Below are 17,064 nucleotides of genomic sequence, written 5' to 3'. Positions count from 1 at the left end.
ATTCGCGAGCCTTAATTAAAATAAAAATCTGAACGTTAAATCCTAGTTTTCTGATATCTCCCTGGTTCTCGCTTCCGATCGTGGACGATCGCGCGAATGCCATACTTCGACAAAAATTGATTGAGTTACAACAAGTAATTGTGGCTTGGTTCAACCCACACATCGTACAAGCAGGTTCCTGATACACTATACTATTTGCGTAGCATATTCGCCAGAATCCCCACATTATACCTGTAGCCTGGTTGGTGTCGGGATGGATCGGCAAATTGGTTAGTTTCGCTACATCATACTTGTAGCCAAGTTGGTGTATCCGATGTCACAGTTTTAACTCATTTCTTGAAGAGGTTTTTATGAATAGAGTAGAAGGGAAAGTTGCGGTTGTCACAGGTGGCGCTTCGGGAATTGGTCGGGCGACTTGTCTGTTGCTGGCGAAAGAAGGAGCCTGTGTAGCGGTAACGGATATAGCTGAGAAGGAAGGCAGAGGTTTGGTAGAAGAGATTACCGAAAAAGGCGGAAAAGCAGAATACTGGCATCTAAATGTTACACAAGAAGCGAGCGTTAAACAGGTGGTGTCTGAAGTTCGAGAAAAGTGGGGCAAAATTGACATTTTAGTGAACAATGCAGGGATTGTTGGTATCAATAAACCCACCCACGAAATCGCCGAAGATGAATGGAATTCGTTGATGGCAATAAATGTAAATGGTGTTTTTCTCTGTACTAAACACGTTTTGATTTCGATGCTAGAAACGGGAGGTGGCAGCATTATTAATTTGTCTTCTGTTTACGGATTGGTTGGCGGCCCGGATATGCCTCCTTATCATGCCTCAAAGGGAGCAGTGCGGTTGATGAGCAAAACAGATGCGCTATTGTATGCCAAAAATAAGATTCGGGTTAATTCAGTTCATCCGGCATTTATCTGGACACCGCTGGTAGAGAAGTTGTTGGCCGAACAAGGTGATGTGACTGAAGGACGGAAAATTCTTGATAGCTTACATCCGGTGGGACACGTGGGTGAACCTGATGATGTTGCTTACGGTATTCTTTATCTGGCATCGGATGAATCGAAGTTTGTTACTGGTTCTGAATTGGTAATTGATGGGGGTTATACCGCTCATTGATAGTTGATAGTTGACAGTTGACAGTTGATAGTTGACAGTTGATAGTTGATAGTTGACAGTTGATAGTTGACAGTTGACAGTTGCACAGTTGATAGTTGACAGTTGATAGTTGCACAGTATGGAAATCAGACCGTTTCCTCAACTTTTTTGCTTGAGATTAGAACTGATATCATGTCCGGTAGATTAGTAGGCGAAGCATGACCGCATATAAGTTATTAGTTATCATCTCATATTGACTGCGGTCATGCTTCGCCCCTACGGATATATTCGCTTGCATTGAGATGCACCTTGCGGACTAAAGTCCGCACTACGAACCTTGCTTTTATTCTACTGACTCAAGTCCGCACTACGAACCTTATAGCATTGGGTGCGCGGCACGCACCCTAATTTTAGTGTGCTGTGAAGTTTTAGGCGATCGTGATTTCGGGCGACAAATAAACGTCTTGAATGGCGTTAAACAATTTTACGCCTTCTTCAAACGGACGCTGAAAAGTTTTGCGGCCGGAAATTAAGCCGCAGCCGCCTGCGCGTTTGTTGATTACCGCCGTGCGAATTGCTTCGGCAAAATCGGTTTTTCCCGAAGCACCGCCGGAGTTGATTAAACCCATCCTTCCTGCATAACAGTTGAGGACTTGATAGCGGGTTAGATCGATCGGGTGATCCGTCGTCAAATCAGTATAAACCCGCTTGTCGGTTTTGCCGTAACTATGACCGCTAGCTTTAGCAACAGCTTCGTAACCGTTGTTGCACTCCGGCAATTTTTGCTTGATAATGTCAGCTTGAATTGTCACTCCCAAGTGATTTGCTTGCCCGGTCAAATCAGCGGCTGTGTGATAATCTTTGTCTTGTTTGAAGATATCATTGCGGAGATAACACCACAGAATTGTTGCCATTCCGTACTCGTGAGCGTGGGCAAAAGCTTGACTGATTTCTTGGATTTGCCTGGTCGATTCTGGGGAACCAAAATAAATTGTGGCTCCGACTGCAACGGCTCCCAAATTCCAAGCTTGTTCGACGGAAGCAAACATTATTTGGTCGGATTGATTGGGATAAGTTAGCAGTTCGTTGTGATTGAGTTTGAGAATGAAAGGGATTTTGTGCGCGTATTTGCGAGATACGCTTCCTAATACTCCAAGAGTTGTCGCGACAGCATTGCATCCTGCGGAGATTGCTAGTCTGATGATGTTTTCGCTGTCAAAATAGATGGGATTTGGTGCAAAAGAAGCGGCCGCTGAGTGTTCGATTCCTTGGTCTACTGGCAGGATTGATAAATAGCCGGTATTTGCCAAGCGTCCGCTAGAATAAAGTTGCTGGAGCGATCGCAAAACTTGAGGAGAGCGATCGGTTTGAGCGAAAATGCGATCGACCCAATCCGGGCCGGGCAGGTGCAACAAATCTTTAGAAATTTTTGCTTGATGGGTGAGCAAGTCTTCGGCTTCGTCGCCTAGCCAAGATTCGATCGCACTGGGAACTGATAGTGTAGCTGTCATGCAGATTTACCCTCTCAATTTCAATGGCAGGCTGATGATTGCAGACATTAGCCTTACTGATATTGTAACTGAAAAATCTTTTTTTCCATCCTGGCAACGATCGCCTGAATTTTTAACAACATTAGCGACAACAGCAACTAGGACGCGCTACTCTGTAATTAAGCTGGCAGTTCCGCCCGATAGCTGCTGCCTGCGATCGCCGATCGACTCACAACTCCTCCATCACAATGTCACACACTTACTTTGATTCTGAAAACAGCCACAAATCCTTCGAGATGCCCGGTGCTAGACCCCACTACAACCCCGATCGCCCCGGACAAGTAGAGCATATTTTCCTCGATTTAGTGCTCGATATTCCCAAACAAAGTTTTCGCGGCACTTGCAGCATCCGCATAAATCCAGTCCGCAGCGGTATTGACAAATTAACCTTAGATGCTGTCAACCTGAACATTAAATCTGTCAAAGTCGGGGAAACCGAGCAGAATTTCGACAGCGACGGCGAAGTGCTGCAAATTCAACTGCACGAACCAACAACAGCTTACGAACCGATTACAATTGCGATCGCATACTCGGTCGAAAAACCCCAGCGCGGCCTCTATTTTGTCGGGCCAGACAAACACTATCCCGACAAACCAACACAAGTTTGGACTCAAGGCGAAGACGAAGATTCTCGCTTCTGGTTTCCCTGTTTCGACTATCCCGGACAGTTGGCAACTTCCGAAATTCGCGTGCAAGTTCCCAGACAACTTTTTGCAATATCCAACGGCGAATTAGTTAGCACAAAAAACGATGGCGACGACAAGATTTATCACTGGTCGCAAACCCAAATCCACCCGACATATTTAATGACCTTAGCAGTCGGAGATTTTGCTGAAATCAAAGACGAATGGAACGGCAAACCTGTTAATTATTACGTCGAAAAAGGTCGCGAAGCTGACGGTAAGCGCAGCATGGGCAAAACGCCGAAAATGATTGAATTTTTCTCTAAAGCATTTGGCTATCCTTACCCTTTTCCTAAATACGCTCAAGTCTGCGTCGATGATTTCATCTTCGGCGGCATGGAAAATACTTCGACAACTTTGCTAACAGATAGGTGCTTGTTAGATGAACGCGCCAGCCTGGACAATCGCGGTACAGAAAGCTTGGTCGCCCACGAATTAGCTCACCAATGGTTCGGCGATTTAGTAGTAATTAAACATTGGTCTCATGCTTGGATCAAAGAAGGCATGGCTTCCTATTGTGAGGTGTTGTGGACTGACCAAGAATACGGCAAAGAAGATGCGGCTTATTATATGTTAGGTGAAGCCCGCAATTATTTAGCTGAAGACAGTTCTCGCTACCGCCGCCCGATGGTGACTCACGTTTACCGCGAAGCAATTGAATTGTACGATCGCCATTTGTACGAAAAAGGCGCTTGCGTGTATCACATGATCCGCGCCGAGTTGGGCGACGAACTATTTTACAAAGCAATTCACACTTTTGTGCGCGATAACGCTCACCAAACTGTGGAAACGATCGATTTGCTAAGGGCGATCGAAAAAGCTACCGGTCGCAATCTGACATTTTTGTTTGACCAGTACGTTTATCGTGGCGGTCATCCAGATTACAAAGTTGCTTATTCCTGGGACGGCGACAGCAAATTAGCCAAGGTTACTATTACCCAAACTCAGGTAAAAGACAACAAAAATGGTAACGGGAACAGCAAAGATGTCTTTGACCTAAAAATTCCGATCGGCTTCGGTTACAAACCAGAAAAAGATGCAGATGAGCGAAATGCTGCTAATATAAAAACTTTCACGGTTCGAGTTCACGAACGCGAGCAAAGTTTCTATTTTCCGCTAGAAGAGAAGCCCGCATATATCAGTTTTGATGTCGGCAATAAATACCTAAAAACAGTTGCTCTAGAGTATGGAGTTGCCGAACTTAAAGCTCAGTTACAGTTCGATCCAGACCCGGTTTCTAGGATTTACGCCGCCCACGCTTTGGCGAAAAAGGGAGGCTTGGAAGCTGTGAAAGCGCTGTCAGAAGTTCTCAAAAAAGAGCCGTTTTGGGCTGTGCGGGCGGAAGTAGCCGGTCAGTTGGTTGATATTAAACTCGACCAAGCTTTTGATGGTTTAGTAACTGGTTTGAAGGATAAAGATGCTCGGGTTCGCCGTGCGGTGGTGAATGCGCTGGGTAAAATCAAGACTCACGAGACTTATAAGGCGCTGAGGTCGATCGTTGAAAAAGGCGATGACAGCTATTATGTAGAAGCGGCCGCAGCGAGTGCTATGGGTTCGATCGCAGGTGCTAACCCCGACGAAAAACCCACGGACGAACAGGTACTCAAAGAGTTAAAATTGGTTTTGAAGGAGCGTGAGGGCTGGAATGAGGTTGTGCGATCGGGTGCTATTTCCGGTTTGGCGCAAATGAAAACTTCGGAAGATGCGCTCAACCTGATTTTGAAATACACAGCCGTCGGTACTCCGCAAGCTTTGCGCTTGGCTGCAATTCGCTCTTTGGGGACAATTTCGACAGGTCAAACTAAGCTCAATTTGGAACGGATTTTGCATCGATTGGCAGAACTTTCTAAAGAGACTTTTTTCTTGACTCAAGTATCTGTTGTTGTCGGTTTAGGACAGATGGAAACTCGCAAAGCTATCAGAATTTTACGTTCTTTAGCTGACCAAACTCCAGACGGCCGCGTCCGCATGATGGCTGATGAAGCTGTGCAAAGAGTGCAGAAAAATGCTGGTTCTGATGCGGCGGTGAAGCAGTTGCGCGAGGAGTTAGATCAGGTTAAAAAGGACAATCAAGATTTGAAGAGTCGGATGGAAAATCTGGAGGCTAAGGCGAAGAAAGATTAGTTCAACAGTTGACAGTTGACCGCTTGACAGTTGACAGTTTGAGAGCGACCTCTACCTAGAAGGAAGAGGATTGGAGTAATGAATAGTCTGATTTTAATTTCTCCCGATCAGGGTTCCGACTTTCAACCAATTCTTTCTGGTCAGTGAATTTTGTAAGGTGCGTCGCTCGCTCGATTGTCGCTACGATCGAGGATTGTTTCGGGCGACGTCAACAGCAGCCATCTATTTTGTGGATGAATTTGCCAAAAGTCTCGAAACGCCGTTAGTTGTGTTGGGTGCAGTTTGCGATTGGCGATCGCCCTGTTATTAAAATAATCTTATTTTTTAGCTGTATTGCCTTGAAGTTTGGTATTTTAAGCACAGGTAAAATCCTACATATTTCTATTTCTGACTTAGTTATTGTCTCGACTGAGAGCGCAAATAGAACTTAAGCAATCCCACTCAATAAATAAACCGGGCTTTTTTTATGAAAAAATAGCTTTCAGCAATTATTTTTCATAAAAGGAACTGATTTTGCTGTATCGGTGGGTAAGTTCTAATAGATAATCGGGGTGTATCAACTTTTTTGTTTTGAATCTTCAACTGTCAATCAAGTTGAAGCAGCCTTTGCACCCTAAAGATTGCATAAATCATGAGTACAAGAACTATTGTATTGGTAGAACAATCGGCTGTCATTCCCTACCGCATTCAAAACGGACAAATTGAAGTAATGGTGATTACTTCTTCAACGGGTAAGCGTTGGGTGATTCCTAAAGGATTAATTGAACCTGATATGACTCCTCAAGATTCTGCTGCTAAGGAAGCTTGGGAAGAAGCAGGTTTGTTGGGTAAGGTGTTCCCTGATTTGCTGGGAACTTATGAGTACCAAAAGTCTGGCTATATTTGTCAGGTAGAAGTATTTTTACTGCAAGTACAAACTGTTCTGGAAAAATGGCCGGAAGCTAGCTGTAGAAAGCGACAGTGGGTAACTATTCCGAAAGCAATTAAGCGGGTTAATGAACCGGAACTTAAACTTATTCTTGCTAATTTACCGAATCGGTTTTGCTGATTAAAAGGTTCGTAGTGAGGACTTTAGTCCTAATTAACTAACTCAAACATAGAGAAAGGTCGGCTCGCATTTGGGCCAAGGTACGTAGTTGCGCTTCAGCGCTCTTTCCTAATCTTATAAAGAGCGCTAAAGCGCAACTACGTACCTAATTTGTCTATCGCACTACAGTCGAAAAATCATTATTCCGGTGTAAATGGAAAGGACTGAAGTCCTCACTACAAACCTATGATATCGGTGTGAAAAGTTTTACCTCAAGCGTTAGCTGACAGAAAAGGAAGGCTTTCGGCCAAGTTATCCTTGACTTCAATGCCCTGTTTTCTTGCCCAAAACTGGCTTAAGAAATGAATTTGCCGCAAGCCAACAATTAAATTTAAACCTGGTACAAACATCCACCAAACTGTTAGCGGTTCTTTAATTCCTTCTTGGCGATAAAGTTCGTTAACTGTGTTATAAAGTTTGAACTGCACGATGTAAATCCAAGCAATTCCTACGAAGGAAAACCAACCAAACCATCCGGGAACGTCGGGGTCGAATATCCGCAAAGCTTGGGGGATGGCTACTCCTAAAACAAAGGGCAATAAGCAAAGTGTCCCCGACCAACCCTTGCCGTTATAACTCCGCAATTCTTCTTGAATAATCCATTTGTACCAGCCGTAATATAGCAGCAAGCTGACTCCAGATAGCAAGATTACTCGCCACAAAATGCGTGGCTTTCCTAAGGGTTTTTCGGACATTTTTAGATGTAAGATATGACGGCGGTTGAAACCGCGCCTAGACAAACAATGTCCGCCTCCGCGGACTCAAGAAGATAACGTAATTTCAATTACCTAGTCTTCAACCCGCACTCCTCGGGTAAAGTCTCGTGTTGACGCGGTTTCAACCACTTTATTGATTATATTAACATTTGTTAATTATTGCAAAATCATCTCTCGGATCGATCGCGCGGTAGCAGGGGCCAGCAGAACACCATTGCGGTAGTGGCCGCTAGCGATGAGAACCTTGCTGTTACTGGGAAGCGCTTCGATAATTGGGGCTGGGCGTCCTTCGGGGCGCGGGCGCAATCCCGACCATTTTCGGATGATTTCAGCTTCGGCTAAGGCTGGACAAAGTGCGATCGCCCTTGCCATCACTTCATCCAACATATCAGCATTTGCCTGCACTTCCCCGCCGTTTTCGGGAAACTCCACCGTCGCCCCTACCCAACATTCTTGATTTGCCAAAGGTACAATGTGAACGTCATCGCAGGTAATTACTGGCGCAAAATCTGGGTTTCCTAAGGGATTTTTTGACCGCAAATGCAGCGCTTGTCCCAACACCGGGCGAATGTCCACCAATTGATTTAAGGATGCAGTGACAGCAGCAGTACCTAAGCCAGCAGATACAATTAGTCGATCGAATTTTTCAGTAACAGGCAAGATGCCTGTTCCACAAGATATTAAGTTTATTGTGGGGTTGGTACTATTTTCAGTAACAGGCAAGATGCCTGTTCCACAAGATAGGGAGTTTGTTGTGGAACAGGCATCTTGCCCGCTCTTGATGCCTTGAACTTCTACCCCAAACTGAAAATTAACTCCATTGAGCTTAGCAGCATCAACCAAAGCTAAAGTTAAAGTAGTTGGATCGACTTGCCGGTCTTGAGGCGAATAAATCCCAGCAATTATGTTATGATTTAAATCAAGATGAGGGCAAAACTCGCGCACTTGTTCCACCTCCCAAAGTTCTAATTTCCAACCTTGAGACTTGCGAGTTGCTGCTAGCTTTTCCCACTTACTTAAATCTTCTCCTTCCGAACACAGCAGCAAAATTCCCTGTTTGTTAAATGGAATTTTCCGCCCCGTAGCTGCTTCCAATTCAGGAATCAAAGTTTCGTAGCGCTGAAGGCTGGTTTCCCTTAAATGCCAATTTCTGCCCTTAGTTTTGTGGCTGATAACTCCCATCAAAACGCCGAGGGCTGCACCTGTAGAACCTTGTACTGGGGGCTGTTTGTCGAATACAGTGACTTTTAATTCGGGAAATTTACTTAGTTCAAAGGCGATCGAAGCCCCGACAATACCGCAACCAATAATTGCAATGCGAACCATTCAATTTTAGATTTTAGATTTTAGATTTTAGATTGTACAGAAGAATACCGGGCGGTTAGAAACCGCGGCTACATAAACGAAACCCGCCTCCGCGGGTTGAAGAACGGGCAGTAAAAATTACGTTTTACGTTATTTTCTTCAGTCCACGGAGGTGGACTTCGTGTGTGTAGACGCGGTTTCAACCGCCGTGGCAGTAAAAATTACGTTTTACGTTATTTTCTTCAGTCCGCGGAGGCGGACTTCGTGTGTGTAGACGCGGTTTCAACCGCCGTGTTCGTCTGTGTAGACGCGGTTTCAACCGCCGTGTTTTTGTGTGTAAACCAGGTTTCAACCCTACGTCCGATCTGCGCGACAAACTAAAGCGATTAGGCTTTAGGAAGTAGCTGCAAGAAAGTATCGAAATCCTTCACAGCTTTGCTATAACTAGCGGTGATTTTGGCATTGTCAGCCATTTTAGCAGCGTTATCAATCTCTACCAAATCAGCAAACAAACTCTTGGTCAAATCCATAGCTTGCTGTTGAGATTTCGGCAACAAACTGCCCGACACGGTTTTCATGGTGCCGCGCAATTCGCCGAGAGGCCCGTGAATGTAAGTTTTGGCATCAATCCAATTTTTTTTCTGAATTAGGGTTCCTAGGTTGTTCATGCGCGATCGGAACTCTGTCAGAGTAGGAACATAGCGCTGAATCTGTTGGATCTGGGCTGTTGTGTAAGTTGTGGGAACTTTTACTTCGACACTGCTGCAACTAACCAGAAATGCCATCAAACAGGCCATCATCAAGGCTAAAAATGAACGGGGACGAGTCATATCGATTTCAGATTTTAGATTTTAGATTTCTCGTTGCGGGCGGGTATGGGAGTACCGCCCCGACTTAGCACCGAGAGTTAGGTACAAAATATTATGTTACCTCTTGACGGCGCAGAAAAGTTATCAGAGCACCGCCAACTTTTTCTGACCAATGTTCTTGAGGATAATGGGAGACTTCTTCTAGGGTGACTAACTCGGCATTTTTCATGGAATTGACTAATTTTTTAGCTGGTTCAACACTCAGCCAAGGGTCGGTTAAACCCCACACAAATAAGGTTGGGCTTGTCCATCCTTGTAAGCCGGATTCAATTTCTGCCATTGACTTTGGCAGTTGAATGTTGCGGATGGTGTTCATTAGCGATCGCCCTGCATCCGAGCTCTTCAAAAACGGGCGTCGGTAAACATCTAAATCCTTGTCTAATACCCTGATGCGACTTCCGCCTTCGAGGGTTCTGTCCACCAAAAGTGGGTCTTGCGTCAGCATATCGCCAATAAAAGGCAGCCCCAACTGCTGCATTTTCCAAGGCAATTTGATATCTGCTGAAATTGGTGTATTTATAATGACTAAACGATCGATCTTATCGGGGTTTCGTAAAGCGTATTGAATGCCGGCAGATGCTAAAAATCCTTGGACGACTAGGGAAACTCGGTCTACTTCTAGGGTTTGAATAAAGCCTGTGAGGGCGTCTACAAAGGCATCGGGAGTATAAGCAAAGTCGCGTTTGTCTGGTTTTGTCGATCGCCCGTAGCCCACCCAATCCGGCGCGATCGATCGAAATCCACTCGTCGCCAAATCTGGCATAATCGCAGTCCAGGTAAAGCTTTGGGACGGTATACCGTGCAGCAGCAACACTGGTGATTTATCACTTTCGTTTACCGGATTTGCTTCCCGATAAAACCATTCCAGTGACCCTATTTGAATTGTTTTCTCATCAATTGGCATTATTTTACTTATATCTTGAAGGAAGAAGGAAGAAGGAAGAAGGAAGAAGGAAGAGGGAAGAGGGAAGAATAGGGAGCATCTCACTTTTGCAAAAAAGCAAATTCTTTACAGTGCGAGCGTCCCCGCTCGCGAGTGTTCGATAGATCGCGAGCGGGGACGCTCACACTATAAAATCAAAACTGAGATGTTCCAGAAGAATGGAAGAATGAAGAATGAAGAATGAAAAATTAAAAGGGAAAAGGGAAGAAGGAAAAGAGAAGAGGGAATAAAAAATCTAGTAGGGAAGAAGGCTTTAGTTATCGTCGCGAGTTTGTGATATTTATCTAAAGAATAAGGCGGGTATTCCCCGCCTTACTTACTTAATAGTTGAGTACGCACAAAGCACTCTACCCAACTCATGAAAGTCCAGCTTAGAAATTCATTTCAGCAGCTTGAACTTTTTCCACCTGTTTCTTCTTGAGAACCAGCATAATTTGAGCCAACATAGTCAAAGCTACGAAAGCCATCAATCCTGTAACTCGATTGGCACTTTGTAGCACAATTTCTACATCTTTTTGACCGAAACCGCCTACATTAGGATTGTTCGTCAAAAGTTCGGCGGCTGCAACTGTTTGTCCTTCAGTAACAATCAGTTCTGGGCCTGCGGGAATTGTATCAACAACCGCTGCACCTTCTGCTGGTTGAATTGTCACTTCATAGCCACCATCTTCGGGTTGAGCAATTTTAGAAATAGTGCCAGCTACTGAGGCATTATAAACAGTATTGTTGCTCTTGGCGCCAGTAGGATAAACCTGACCGCGACCGCGGTTTCCACCGACATAAATTAGATATTTGCCGTAGTGAACTGACTTGTCAGTTGCGGGATTTGGCGACAAAACTGGGAATACCAATTCTTTGTATTGTTCACCAGGCAGCGGGCCCACTAACACAATATTTTCTTGGGTTTCGCTGTAAGGTTGGAAGTAAAGATCGCCGACTTTTTCCTTCATTTCTTCGGGAATTCTGTCAGCGGGAGCAATCTTGAAACCTTCGGGTAACATCACAACTGCGCCTACGTTCAAGCCGCCTTTAGTACCGTCGCCGGTAACTTGCTGCACGCTTTGATCGTAGGGAACTTTGACAATTGCTTCAAAAACTGTGTCAGGTAAAACAGATTGGGGGACTTCTACTTCAGTCGGTTTGGCACCGAGGTGACAGTTGGCGCAAACAATTTTGCCAGTTGCTTCGCGGGGAGTAGCGGGTGCTGTTTGCTGGGCCCAGAAAGGGTAAGCGAATGCTGCTTGGGGAAGTGCGATGTCGCTACTGAGAAAAAATCCGGCGGCGGCGATCGCAATTAAGGCAGTTTTGGCGATCGTCCTGGCACTGCGGCGAAATATCGCAGATAAGTTAGTTTGTGGCATCAGAGTATTCAATCTCAAAGGTTCAGACAATTTAGTGATTAGTCATTGGTCATTAGTCATTGGTCATTGGTCATTGGTCATTAGTTATTAGTTATTGGTTATTGGTTATTGGTTATTGGTTATTGGTTATTGAAACTAACTGCTAACCACTAACGACTAATGACTAACTACTAACTACTAACTGCTAACTAATGACTAATAACTATGACCAGGTAGGTGCTTCGCCGGTGCGGAAATCTGTTTCTTTCCAAGGGGTAAAGGCCACCTTGTCATCTGCGACAGTGGCGTGGGCCAAGGCGAGAGATAAAGGTGCGGGGCCGCGTACCACTTTGCCCTCACTGTTGTACTGAGAACCATGACAAGGACACATAAACTTGTTTTCGCTAGCATTCCAAGGCACGACGCAACCTAAGTGAGTGCAGACTGCGTTGATGCCGTATTCGGCGAGAGTTAAGTCTTTTTGCACCACGAGATAGGTGGGGTCGCCTTTGAGGCCTTGGGCCAAACTGCGATCGCCCGCAGGGTGCGAAGTCAAATATTCGCTAACGATGATGTCGTTACCCAAGGCATCTTTAGCTGTCACGCCACCGCCAACAGCCCCACTCGACGGAGGAACAAAATATTGGACAACGGGATAAAGTGCGCCCAGTGCCACACCTGTGACTGTACCGAACGTCAGCAAATTCATAAATTGGCGACGCCCCATATCGGGAACATCGGGATTTCCAGCAGAAGTTTGAGCCATGACCTGCCTTTACGGTTTTAAGTTACGTTTGTTTGTGAGCCAACTTGTACGTGCAGACAACTCGGACTATCGGTGCTAATCTGCTCGCACAAATTTGAGGCAGCGAAAATTCCTTTTAAGAATGCGCCTTCCAGCCTTTATTAGAGTATTATTACATTTTTTGAACTTTGTCTTTTAATGTTTAACAGATTCACTCAGGAGCAACCATGACGGGCAAGGATTTACACCAGCTACTCCTACAAAAATGGGGAAAGTCTTACGATATCAGATTGCGGCGGACGCGGGGCAAGATTTTTGTGCAGGTGATGTGGAAATATTTGGAACAGGTGTCTTTTCCGATGACGGAGGCTGATTATTTCGAGCATTTGGAGGCGGTGGCCAATTACCTCAATGGCTGGGGCAGCACCGAACAGGTGAGAGAATATATTGTCACTACTCGCGATCGTCCGCGCTTGGGCAAAGCTGTCAGCATTCCCCTGGATTTGGGCGAAAGAGCCTCGGAGTGGTTGCTTGACGAGTTTTGAGTCATTAGTCATCAGTCAATAGTCATCAGTCATCAGTCATCAGTCATATCCGAATGATACCGGAGTGCGAGCGTTCTGCTCGCTGCAAGGGAAACCACAACGGTCGATCGCCCCTTCGCAGCTTGTAAAGTTTTGTGTCTGGGCGGGGCTGGATTTTTTAAGTTGAAAGTCCCAAAAATCGTCAGGCAAATTTGTCAGCCAACTTGCTGGCGGTGAGAAACTAAGCTGTCGCGCAGCTAATTTTTGCAGTTTATTTTATTCAAACTCTGATGTGGCGGGCTTTCCGGCGCGAAGACTGCTGTGGGATTTAAATGTCGCAACAGCTTCTGGAGTTTTTTTAATTTTGGGCGATCGGGTTTCTAGCTGACCAAAATCATCCGAACCAATTTCTGTCAACACTTTCACATACAATGAGTCTCAGATATCTTGTGAAACTTAGGAGAATGTTGTAATGGGTGTTGCAGTTGGAATGGTTGAAGTCTTAGGATTTCCCGCTGCCGTAGAAGTTGCAGACTCAATGGTGAAAGCAGCCCGAGTTACTTTAGTTCGCTATGAAAAAATAACCCGTGCTTACTGGACAATTATAGTTCGAGGAGATATCTCTGAAGTGCAAGCAGCCGTTGCTGCTGGAATTGAATCAGTTAAAAAGGTCGATGGCGGAAAGTTGCTATCGTATCACATAATTGCTCGTCCCCACGAGAATCTCGATTACATTTTGCCGATCGGCTATACGCCTGAAGTAGAACAGTTCCGAATGTAGACAAAGTTTTGACAAAACTTTGGTATGGAATTTTAACTTTTAGTAAAATATAGAGGCGCGGGCGATCGCACCTCTATATTTTTATTGCCTGTTTATCCATCTTTTTTTGCTGCGGACACAAGTAATGTTGCAGCAGTTGGGTATGATGCGACATATTTGGTGGAAGCATAAACAAGTTTAATAAGTGCTATTTATTAAATTAATCAATCATAACGCATTATCAATATATCTGCGGTTGTTAAATTAACATGAGAGTGCAATTTAGTGTTTTTACTGCTCTTCGGAAAGAAAATTGGTTGAAAAAATTCCGTATTTTTACGGTTCCAATATGAAGGCATTCCTCCTAATACATATTCAAATAGCTGAGAAGTGACTTTCAACAAGCAATGCTAATTGATGTGAGCAAGCATTTTTTCTAGTTTATATTGAATTTCATCATTTTTAGAGTCCTGGCATTAAATAAAGTACAGAAAATAGTTACTGTTAATGAAAACTTGGGGCATATAAAGGGTAATAAATATGACAGATTTTAATTGAAGTGACAACAATACAGTGGAACAAAAGGGTATTGATATAGAAATCTGGGAACCCGAATTTATAGTCGTGCCAGTACCGAAGAACAGTACGAATGCAACTACATTTGTACAGATTCATATAGAAATTACTAATAATATACCAAGATTGTTTCCTTTCATAGATAAATTTTTAACGCCCGAACTTTTTACTGTTGACCGTAAAGAAATACGCCCTCAAAAAACGAGCGATAGACCAATAGCAACTAACTATTACAAGGGTATAGCAATTCCCCAAAATAGAGCTATAGTGCGGTCTTTTATGGCAAAGCTGTTTTGGCAAAATAACTGCCTGCAACTCCAAACGAGTCTTTTTTCTACTACCACAACCATTATTGGGCCTGAGAAAATTTATTTGTTTCAACCTTTACGACTAGGAACTTACCAGCTTCGATTCATCTACTTAACTCCGGGCGATAATTTCTTATTAGAAAATTCACCAGGGGAAATAATTAGAGTAGAAGAAAGTGAGAGAAGTTTGTTTGCAAGTCCTGCGATTAATTTACGATTTATTGAACCTGTGCCGCATCACAACAATCGAGTAGAAGTCGATAGTATGTGCTTTGAAACGCTAGTTCCTGAGCCAAGCTTAAGAGTTCCACTAACCGCATCATCTGCGAAAATTCCCGTACAGATTGGGATGAAAATTACCAACAATACCTCAACTCCTTTTCGCTTTATCTTATTTGATACATTGATTCCCCAACTAATAGGATAAAATGGTATGATACCTCGCCTAGACTGTGGCGGTAGTCTGGGATGGGTTATTCCTCAAGAATCCGACTTACAACTTGTGAAACCAGGAGAAAGCATTACTTTATTTCTCAAAGCTAGCCTTACAAGGCAAGCAAATAATCTGTTAAGCCTGATAGTTTCAGGTGGAGGTAGATCCTGTTCGAGGTTTAACGATCTCGCCTTCGGTACATACCAGATTCACTTAACATACAGATCCCTCACAGAAAAATTAGAGTTTTTATGTGAAGACCTCTGGATGGGAATGGTGAATACACCTTTTGTGGAGTTTAGGCTGATTCCGCCTTAAAGTGAGTCAAACGAGGAGGAAGAGAGAAACAGATGGTTTGCTGTATCTCCTAAATAATCAATTTGGTCGATCGTGGAAATTTATACACCTGTATCTATTAACAGCAATACAGTTGAAGTAGATGGCATTCACTTTCAAATTTTCATGCCAGATCGTGTCTTGACAATCCCCTCAAATAAGCCCTATGCTACAACTCTTGTAAAACTCGCTCTTCAGATTACGAATAAAACGGCAGCCTCGTTGCGCTTCCAATAGTTAAATAAAACGTTACAGATTCTAGGGAAATATGGTAAAAAACTGCGGTGAATTGTATCGATCGCTAATTTTTGGACTAAGCATTCGAGAGAGCCGTTCTACTGCTGGTAGTAGGGAAAATTGGTCTAAAAAAGTTCAGTATTTTTACGCTTAAAAGATTAATAGATTTGTCCTAATATATATCGTCAAATAGTAATGAGTCACTTTTAAAAAAGCAGAGCTAATTCATGTGATTAAGCATTTTGCCTTGTTTTTATTGGCTTTAATCCTTTCGGGTGTAATCGAACTGAGCCATAAGTCCGCAGGAGGGACAACGCCCTCTGATATAGGAATAACCAGGGTGGCTGAGTTGAAATCCGCTGAAATTGATGGCATCCGCTTTGAAAGCATAATGCCAGAGCCTGTATTGACCCTCCCCAAAAAACAACCTGACACTTCTGGTGTAATCGCGCTCGGCCATGTACCCAGATTGTTAGCTGGGGGTGTTGATGCCCAACTGGGGAGGGCAACTGAATTGACATCCTTTGAATCAACACATAGCAATGTAGTTGAAGTAGATGGTATCCATTTAGAAACTGTGGTGTTTAACCCGATATGGCCAATTCCAGCCAATCTGCACGGTGCAAATACCCCTGTGCAATTTGGTGTCCGCATTACCAACAAAACATCAGAGTCTATTCGCGTCCCCTTGGCGCTTAGCTTTGGTCCAAAGATTATAAAAATGGATGGTCAAGAATTAAAAATAGCCAACAAGGTAATTTCATCTGATCCACCGACCTTAAACAAACCCCTTTGTCCGTCAATCAAACCTGGAAAAAGTGAAACTTTCGTTTGGAACTGGATACTTCAGTGGCAGAATAATCAGCTTCAGCTTGAAGGTACTAATGCTCAAGGTGCCCCTTGGATTTATGAGCCTCTCAGTCCTGGCGTGTACTCGATTGCTTTAGAGTATGATGTCCGCAGCACAATAGTACGACTCTGCGAACTAATAACGCAAGTACCAAGGACAGAAGAAAAAATCTGGGTAGGTCGGGGAACTACTCCCTCAAAGAATATCAGCTTAGTCCACCTTTGAACATAAATTGCTGCAAGATTGCCATTATAAGATACTTCCAACAAAGGTTGATAAATGTTAGATATCTACTTTATAGAGGATAAAAAAATGTCATTACCCAGATATTCCCTGTTTTTATTTGTAACACCTTTGCTTGTGACACTAACAAGTCAAAAATGCGAAGCTTTCTCTATTACACCCGTAGGAGGCGGTGCTATTCAAAACTATGTGCCAGAAGTAAAATACGATTCTGGACGAGGCAAAGTCTTTCTCAATCCGCTGTCGGGGTGACAAGTCGCCTATAACGCTGATAGAATAAGGCTCATAGCTCTTATGCCTTGTTGATAATTAGGCAGTTTATGTGGAGATAAAGACAT

At 44.0% G+C, this 17,064-nt stretch carries 19 protein-coding genes; 11 read left to right on the top strand and 8 right to left on the bottom strand.

What is annotated here, in order from left to right; genetic code table 11:
* Nucleotides 1–350: 350 nt before the first annotated feature.
* Nucleotides 351–1,118 carry a glucose 1-dehydrogenase gene (locus JGK20_RS00785; RefSeq protein WP_293189848.1) on the top strand — a complete coding sequence of 256 codons (768 nt, stop codon included), beginning with the start codon at nt 351–353 and terminating at the stop codon, nt 1,116–1,118.
* 407 nt (nt 1,119–1,525) lie between these two features.
* Here JGK20_RS00785 and JGK20_RS00780 read toward each other — a convergent pair whose 3' ends face one another.
* Nucleotides 1,526–2,608, bottom strand: coding sequence for a class I fructose-bisphosphate aldolase (locus tag JGK20_RS00780; protein WP_293197488.1), 1,083 nt, complete (start codon nt 2,606–2,608; stop codon nt 1,526–1,528).
* Between JGK20_RS00780 and JGK20_RS00775 the strand changes: the two genes are divergently transcribed.
* The 4 genes from JGK20_RS00775 (at nt 2,607) to JGK20_RS00760 (ending at nt 6,502) form a co-directional block, all read left to right on the top strand.
* Nucleotides 2,607–2,855: a hypothetical protein gene (locus JGK20_RS00775; protein WP_293202859.1), complete on the top strand. Its 249-nt coding sequence runs from the start codon at nt 2,607–2,609 to the stop codon at nt 2,853–2,855. The two genes, JGK20_RS00780 and JGK20_RS00775, sit on opposite strands and share 2 nt — an antisense overlap.
* On the top strand, nt 2,836–5,454 hold the full coding sequence (locus tag JGK20_RS00770; RefSeq protein WP_293228918.1) for a M1 family metallopeptidase: 2,619 nt from the start codon (nt 2,836–2,838) through the stop codon (nt 5,452–5,454). The genes JGK20_RS00775 and JGK20_RS00770 overlap by 20 nt, the downstream gene beginning before the upstream one ends.
* Nucleotides 5,455–5,611: 157 nt before the next feature.
* Nucleotides 5,612–5,764: a hypothetical protein gene (locus JGK20_RS00765; RefSeq protein WP_293228916.1), complete on the top strand. Its 153-nt coding sequence runs from the start codon at nt 5,612–5,614 to the stop codon at nt 5,762–5,764.
* A 321-nt stretch (nt 5,765–6,085) separates the two neighbouring features.
* Complete coding sequence (locus tag JGK20_RS00760; protein WP_293184117.1) at nt 6,086–6,502, top strand: NUDIX hydrolase; 417 nt, start codon at nt 6,086–6,088, stop codon at nt 6,500–6,502.
* A 251-nt stretch (nt 6,503–6,753) separates the two neighbouring features.
* Here JGK20_RS00760 and JGK20_RS00755 read toward each other — a convergent pair whose 3' ends face one another.
* The 6 genes from JGK20_RS00755 to petC form a co-directional block, all read right to left on the bottom strand.
* Entirely contained in the window at nt 6,754–7,236 is a 483-nt protein-coding gene (locus JGK20_RS00755) for a hypothetical protein (protein WP_293184114.1), read from the bottom strand.
* A 177-nt stretch (nt 7,237–7,413) separates the two neighbouring features.
* Nucleotides 7,414–8,583, bottom strand: coding sequence for an FAD-dependent oxidoreductase (locus JGK20_RS00750; protein WP_293228914.1), 1,170 nt, complete (start codon nt 8,581–8,583; stop codon nt 7,414–7,416).
* 365 nt (nt 8,584–8,948) lie between these two features.
* Entirely contained in the window at nt 8,949–9,392 is a 444-nt protein-coding gene (gene psbQ, locus JGK20_RS00745; protein WP_293228912.1) for a photosystem II protein PsbQ, read from the bottom strand.
* Between the two features lie 91 nt (nt 9,393–9,483).
* On the bottom strand, nt 9,484–10,335 hold the full coding sequence (locus JGK20_RS00740; RefSeq protein WP_293228910.1) for an alpha/beta fold hydrolase: 852 nt from the start codon (nt 10,333–10,335) through the stop codon (nt 9,484–9,486).
* A gap of 410 nt (nt 10,336–10,745) precedes the next feature.
* Nucleotides 10,746–11,735: a cytochrome f gene (gene petA, locus JGK20_RS00735; protein ID WP_293184106.1), complete on the bottom strand. Its 990-nt coding sequence runs from the start codon at nt 11,733–11,735 to the stop codon at nt 10,746–10,748.
* Nucleotides 11,736–11,937: 202 nt separating this feature from the next.
* On the bottom strand, nt 11,938–12,480 hold the full coding sequence (petC, locus tag JGK20_RS00730) for a cytochrome b6-f complex iron-sulfur subunit (RefSeq protein WP_293184104.1): 543 nt from the start codon (nt 12,478–12,480) through the stop codon (nt 11,938–11,940).
* Nucleotides 12,481–12,686: 206 nt separating this feature from the next.
* On the opposite strand from petC, the gene JGK20_RS00725 reads away from it, so the two are divergent.
* Entirely contained in the window at nt 12,687–13,004 is a 318-nt protein-coding gene (locus JGK20_RS00725; RefSeq protein WP_293214398.1) for a DUF3067 family protein, read from the top strand.
* 255 nt (nt 13,005–13,259) lie between these two features.
* Here the strand turns inward: JGK20_RS00725 and JGK20_RS00720 are convergent, their stop codons facing one another.
* The gene (locus tag JGK20_RS00720) at nt 13,260–13,409 is read right to left on the bottom strand and encodes a hypothetical protein (RefSeq protein WP_293197480.1); all 150 of its coding nucleotides are present in this window, start codon (nt 13,407–13,409) and stop codon (nt 13,260–13,262) included.
* 46 nt (nt 13,410–13,455) lie between these two features.
* On the opposite strand from JGK20_RS00720, the gene JGK20_RS00715 reads away from it, so the two are divergent.
* The 5 genes from JGK20_RS00715 to JGK20_RS00695 all read left to right on the top strand — a co-directional run bounded on the left by JGK20_RS00715 (nt 13,456) and on the right by JGK20_RS00695 (nt 16,978).
* The gene (locus JGK20_RS00715; RefSeq protein WP_106149684.1) at nt 13,456–13,764 is read left to right on the top strand and encodes a carbon dioxide-concentrating mechanism protein CcmK; all 309 of its coding nucleotides are present in this window, start codon (nt 13,456–13,458) and stop codon (nt 13,762–13,764) included.
* 552 nt (nt 13,765–14,316) lie between these two features.
* On the top strand, nt 14,317–15,054 hold the full coding sequence (locus JGK20_RS00710) for a hypothetical protein (protein ID WP_293228908.1): 738 nt from the start codon (nt 14,317–14,319) through the stop codon (nt 15,052–15,054).
* Nucleotides 15,055–15,060: 6 nt separating this feature from the next.
* The gene (locus tag JGK20_RS00705; protein ID WP_293228906.1) at nt 15,061–15,378 is read left to right on the top strand and encodes a hypothetical protein; all 318 of its coding nucleotides are present in this window, start codon (nt 15,061–15,063) and stop codon (nt 15,376–15,378) included.
* A gap of 484 nt (nt 15,379–15,862) precedes the next feature.
* Nucleotides 15,863–16,708, top strand: coding sequence for a hypothetical protein (locus JGK20_RS00700; RefSeq protein WP_293228904.1), 846 nt, complete (start codon nt 15,863–15,865; stop codon nt 16,706–16,708).
* A gap of 87 nt (nt 16,709–16,795) precedes the next feature.
* On the top strand, nt 16,796–16,978 hold the full coding sequence (locus tag JGK20_RS00695; protein WP_293214390.1) for a hypothetical protein: 183 nt from the start codon (nt 16,796–16,798) through the stop codon (nt 16,976–16,978).
* Nucleotides 16,979–17,064 lie beyond the last annotated feature (86 nt).

This window comes from Microcoleus sp. PH2017_05_CCC_O_A (genome assembly GCF_020738785.1).
GTDB lineage: Bacteria > Cyanobacteriota > Cyanobacteriia > Cyanobacteriales > Microcoleaceae > Microcoleus.
The sequence above is the reverse complement of the archived record's forward strand: the minus strand, read 5'-3'. Positions and strand labels throughout refer to the sequence as shown.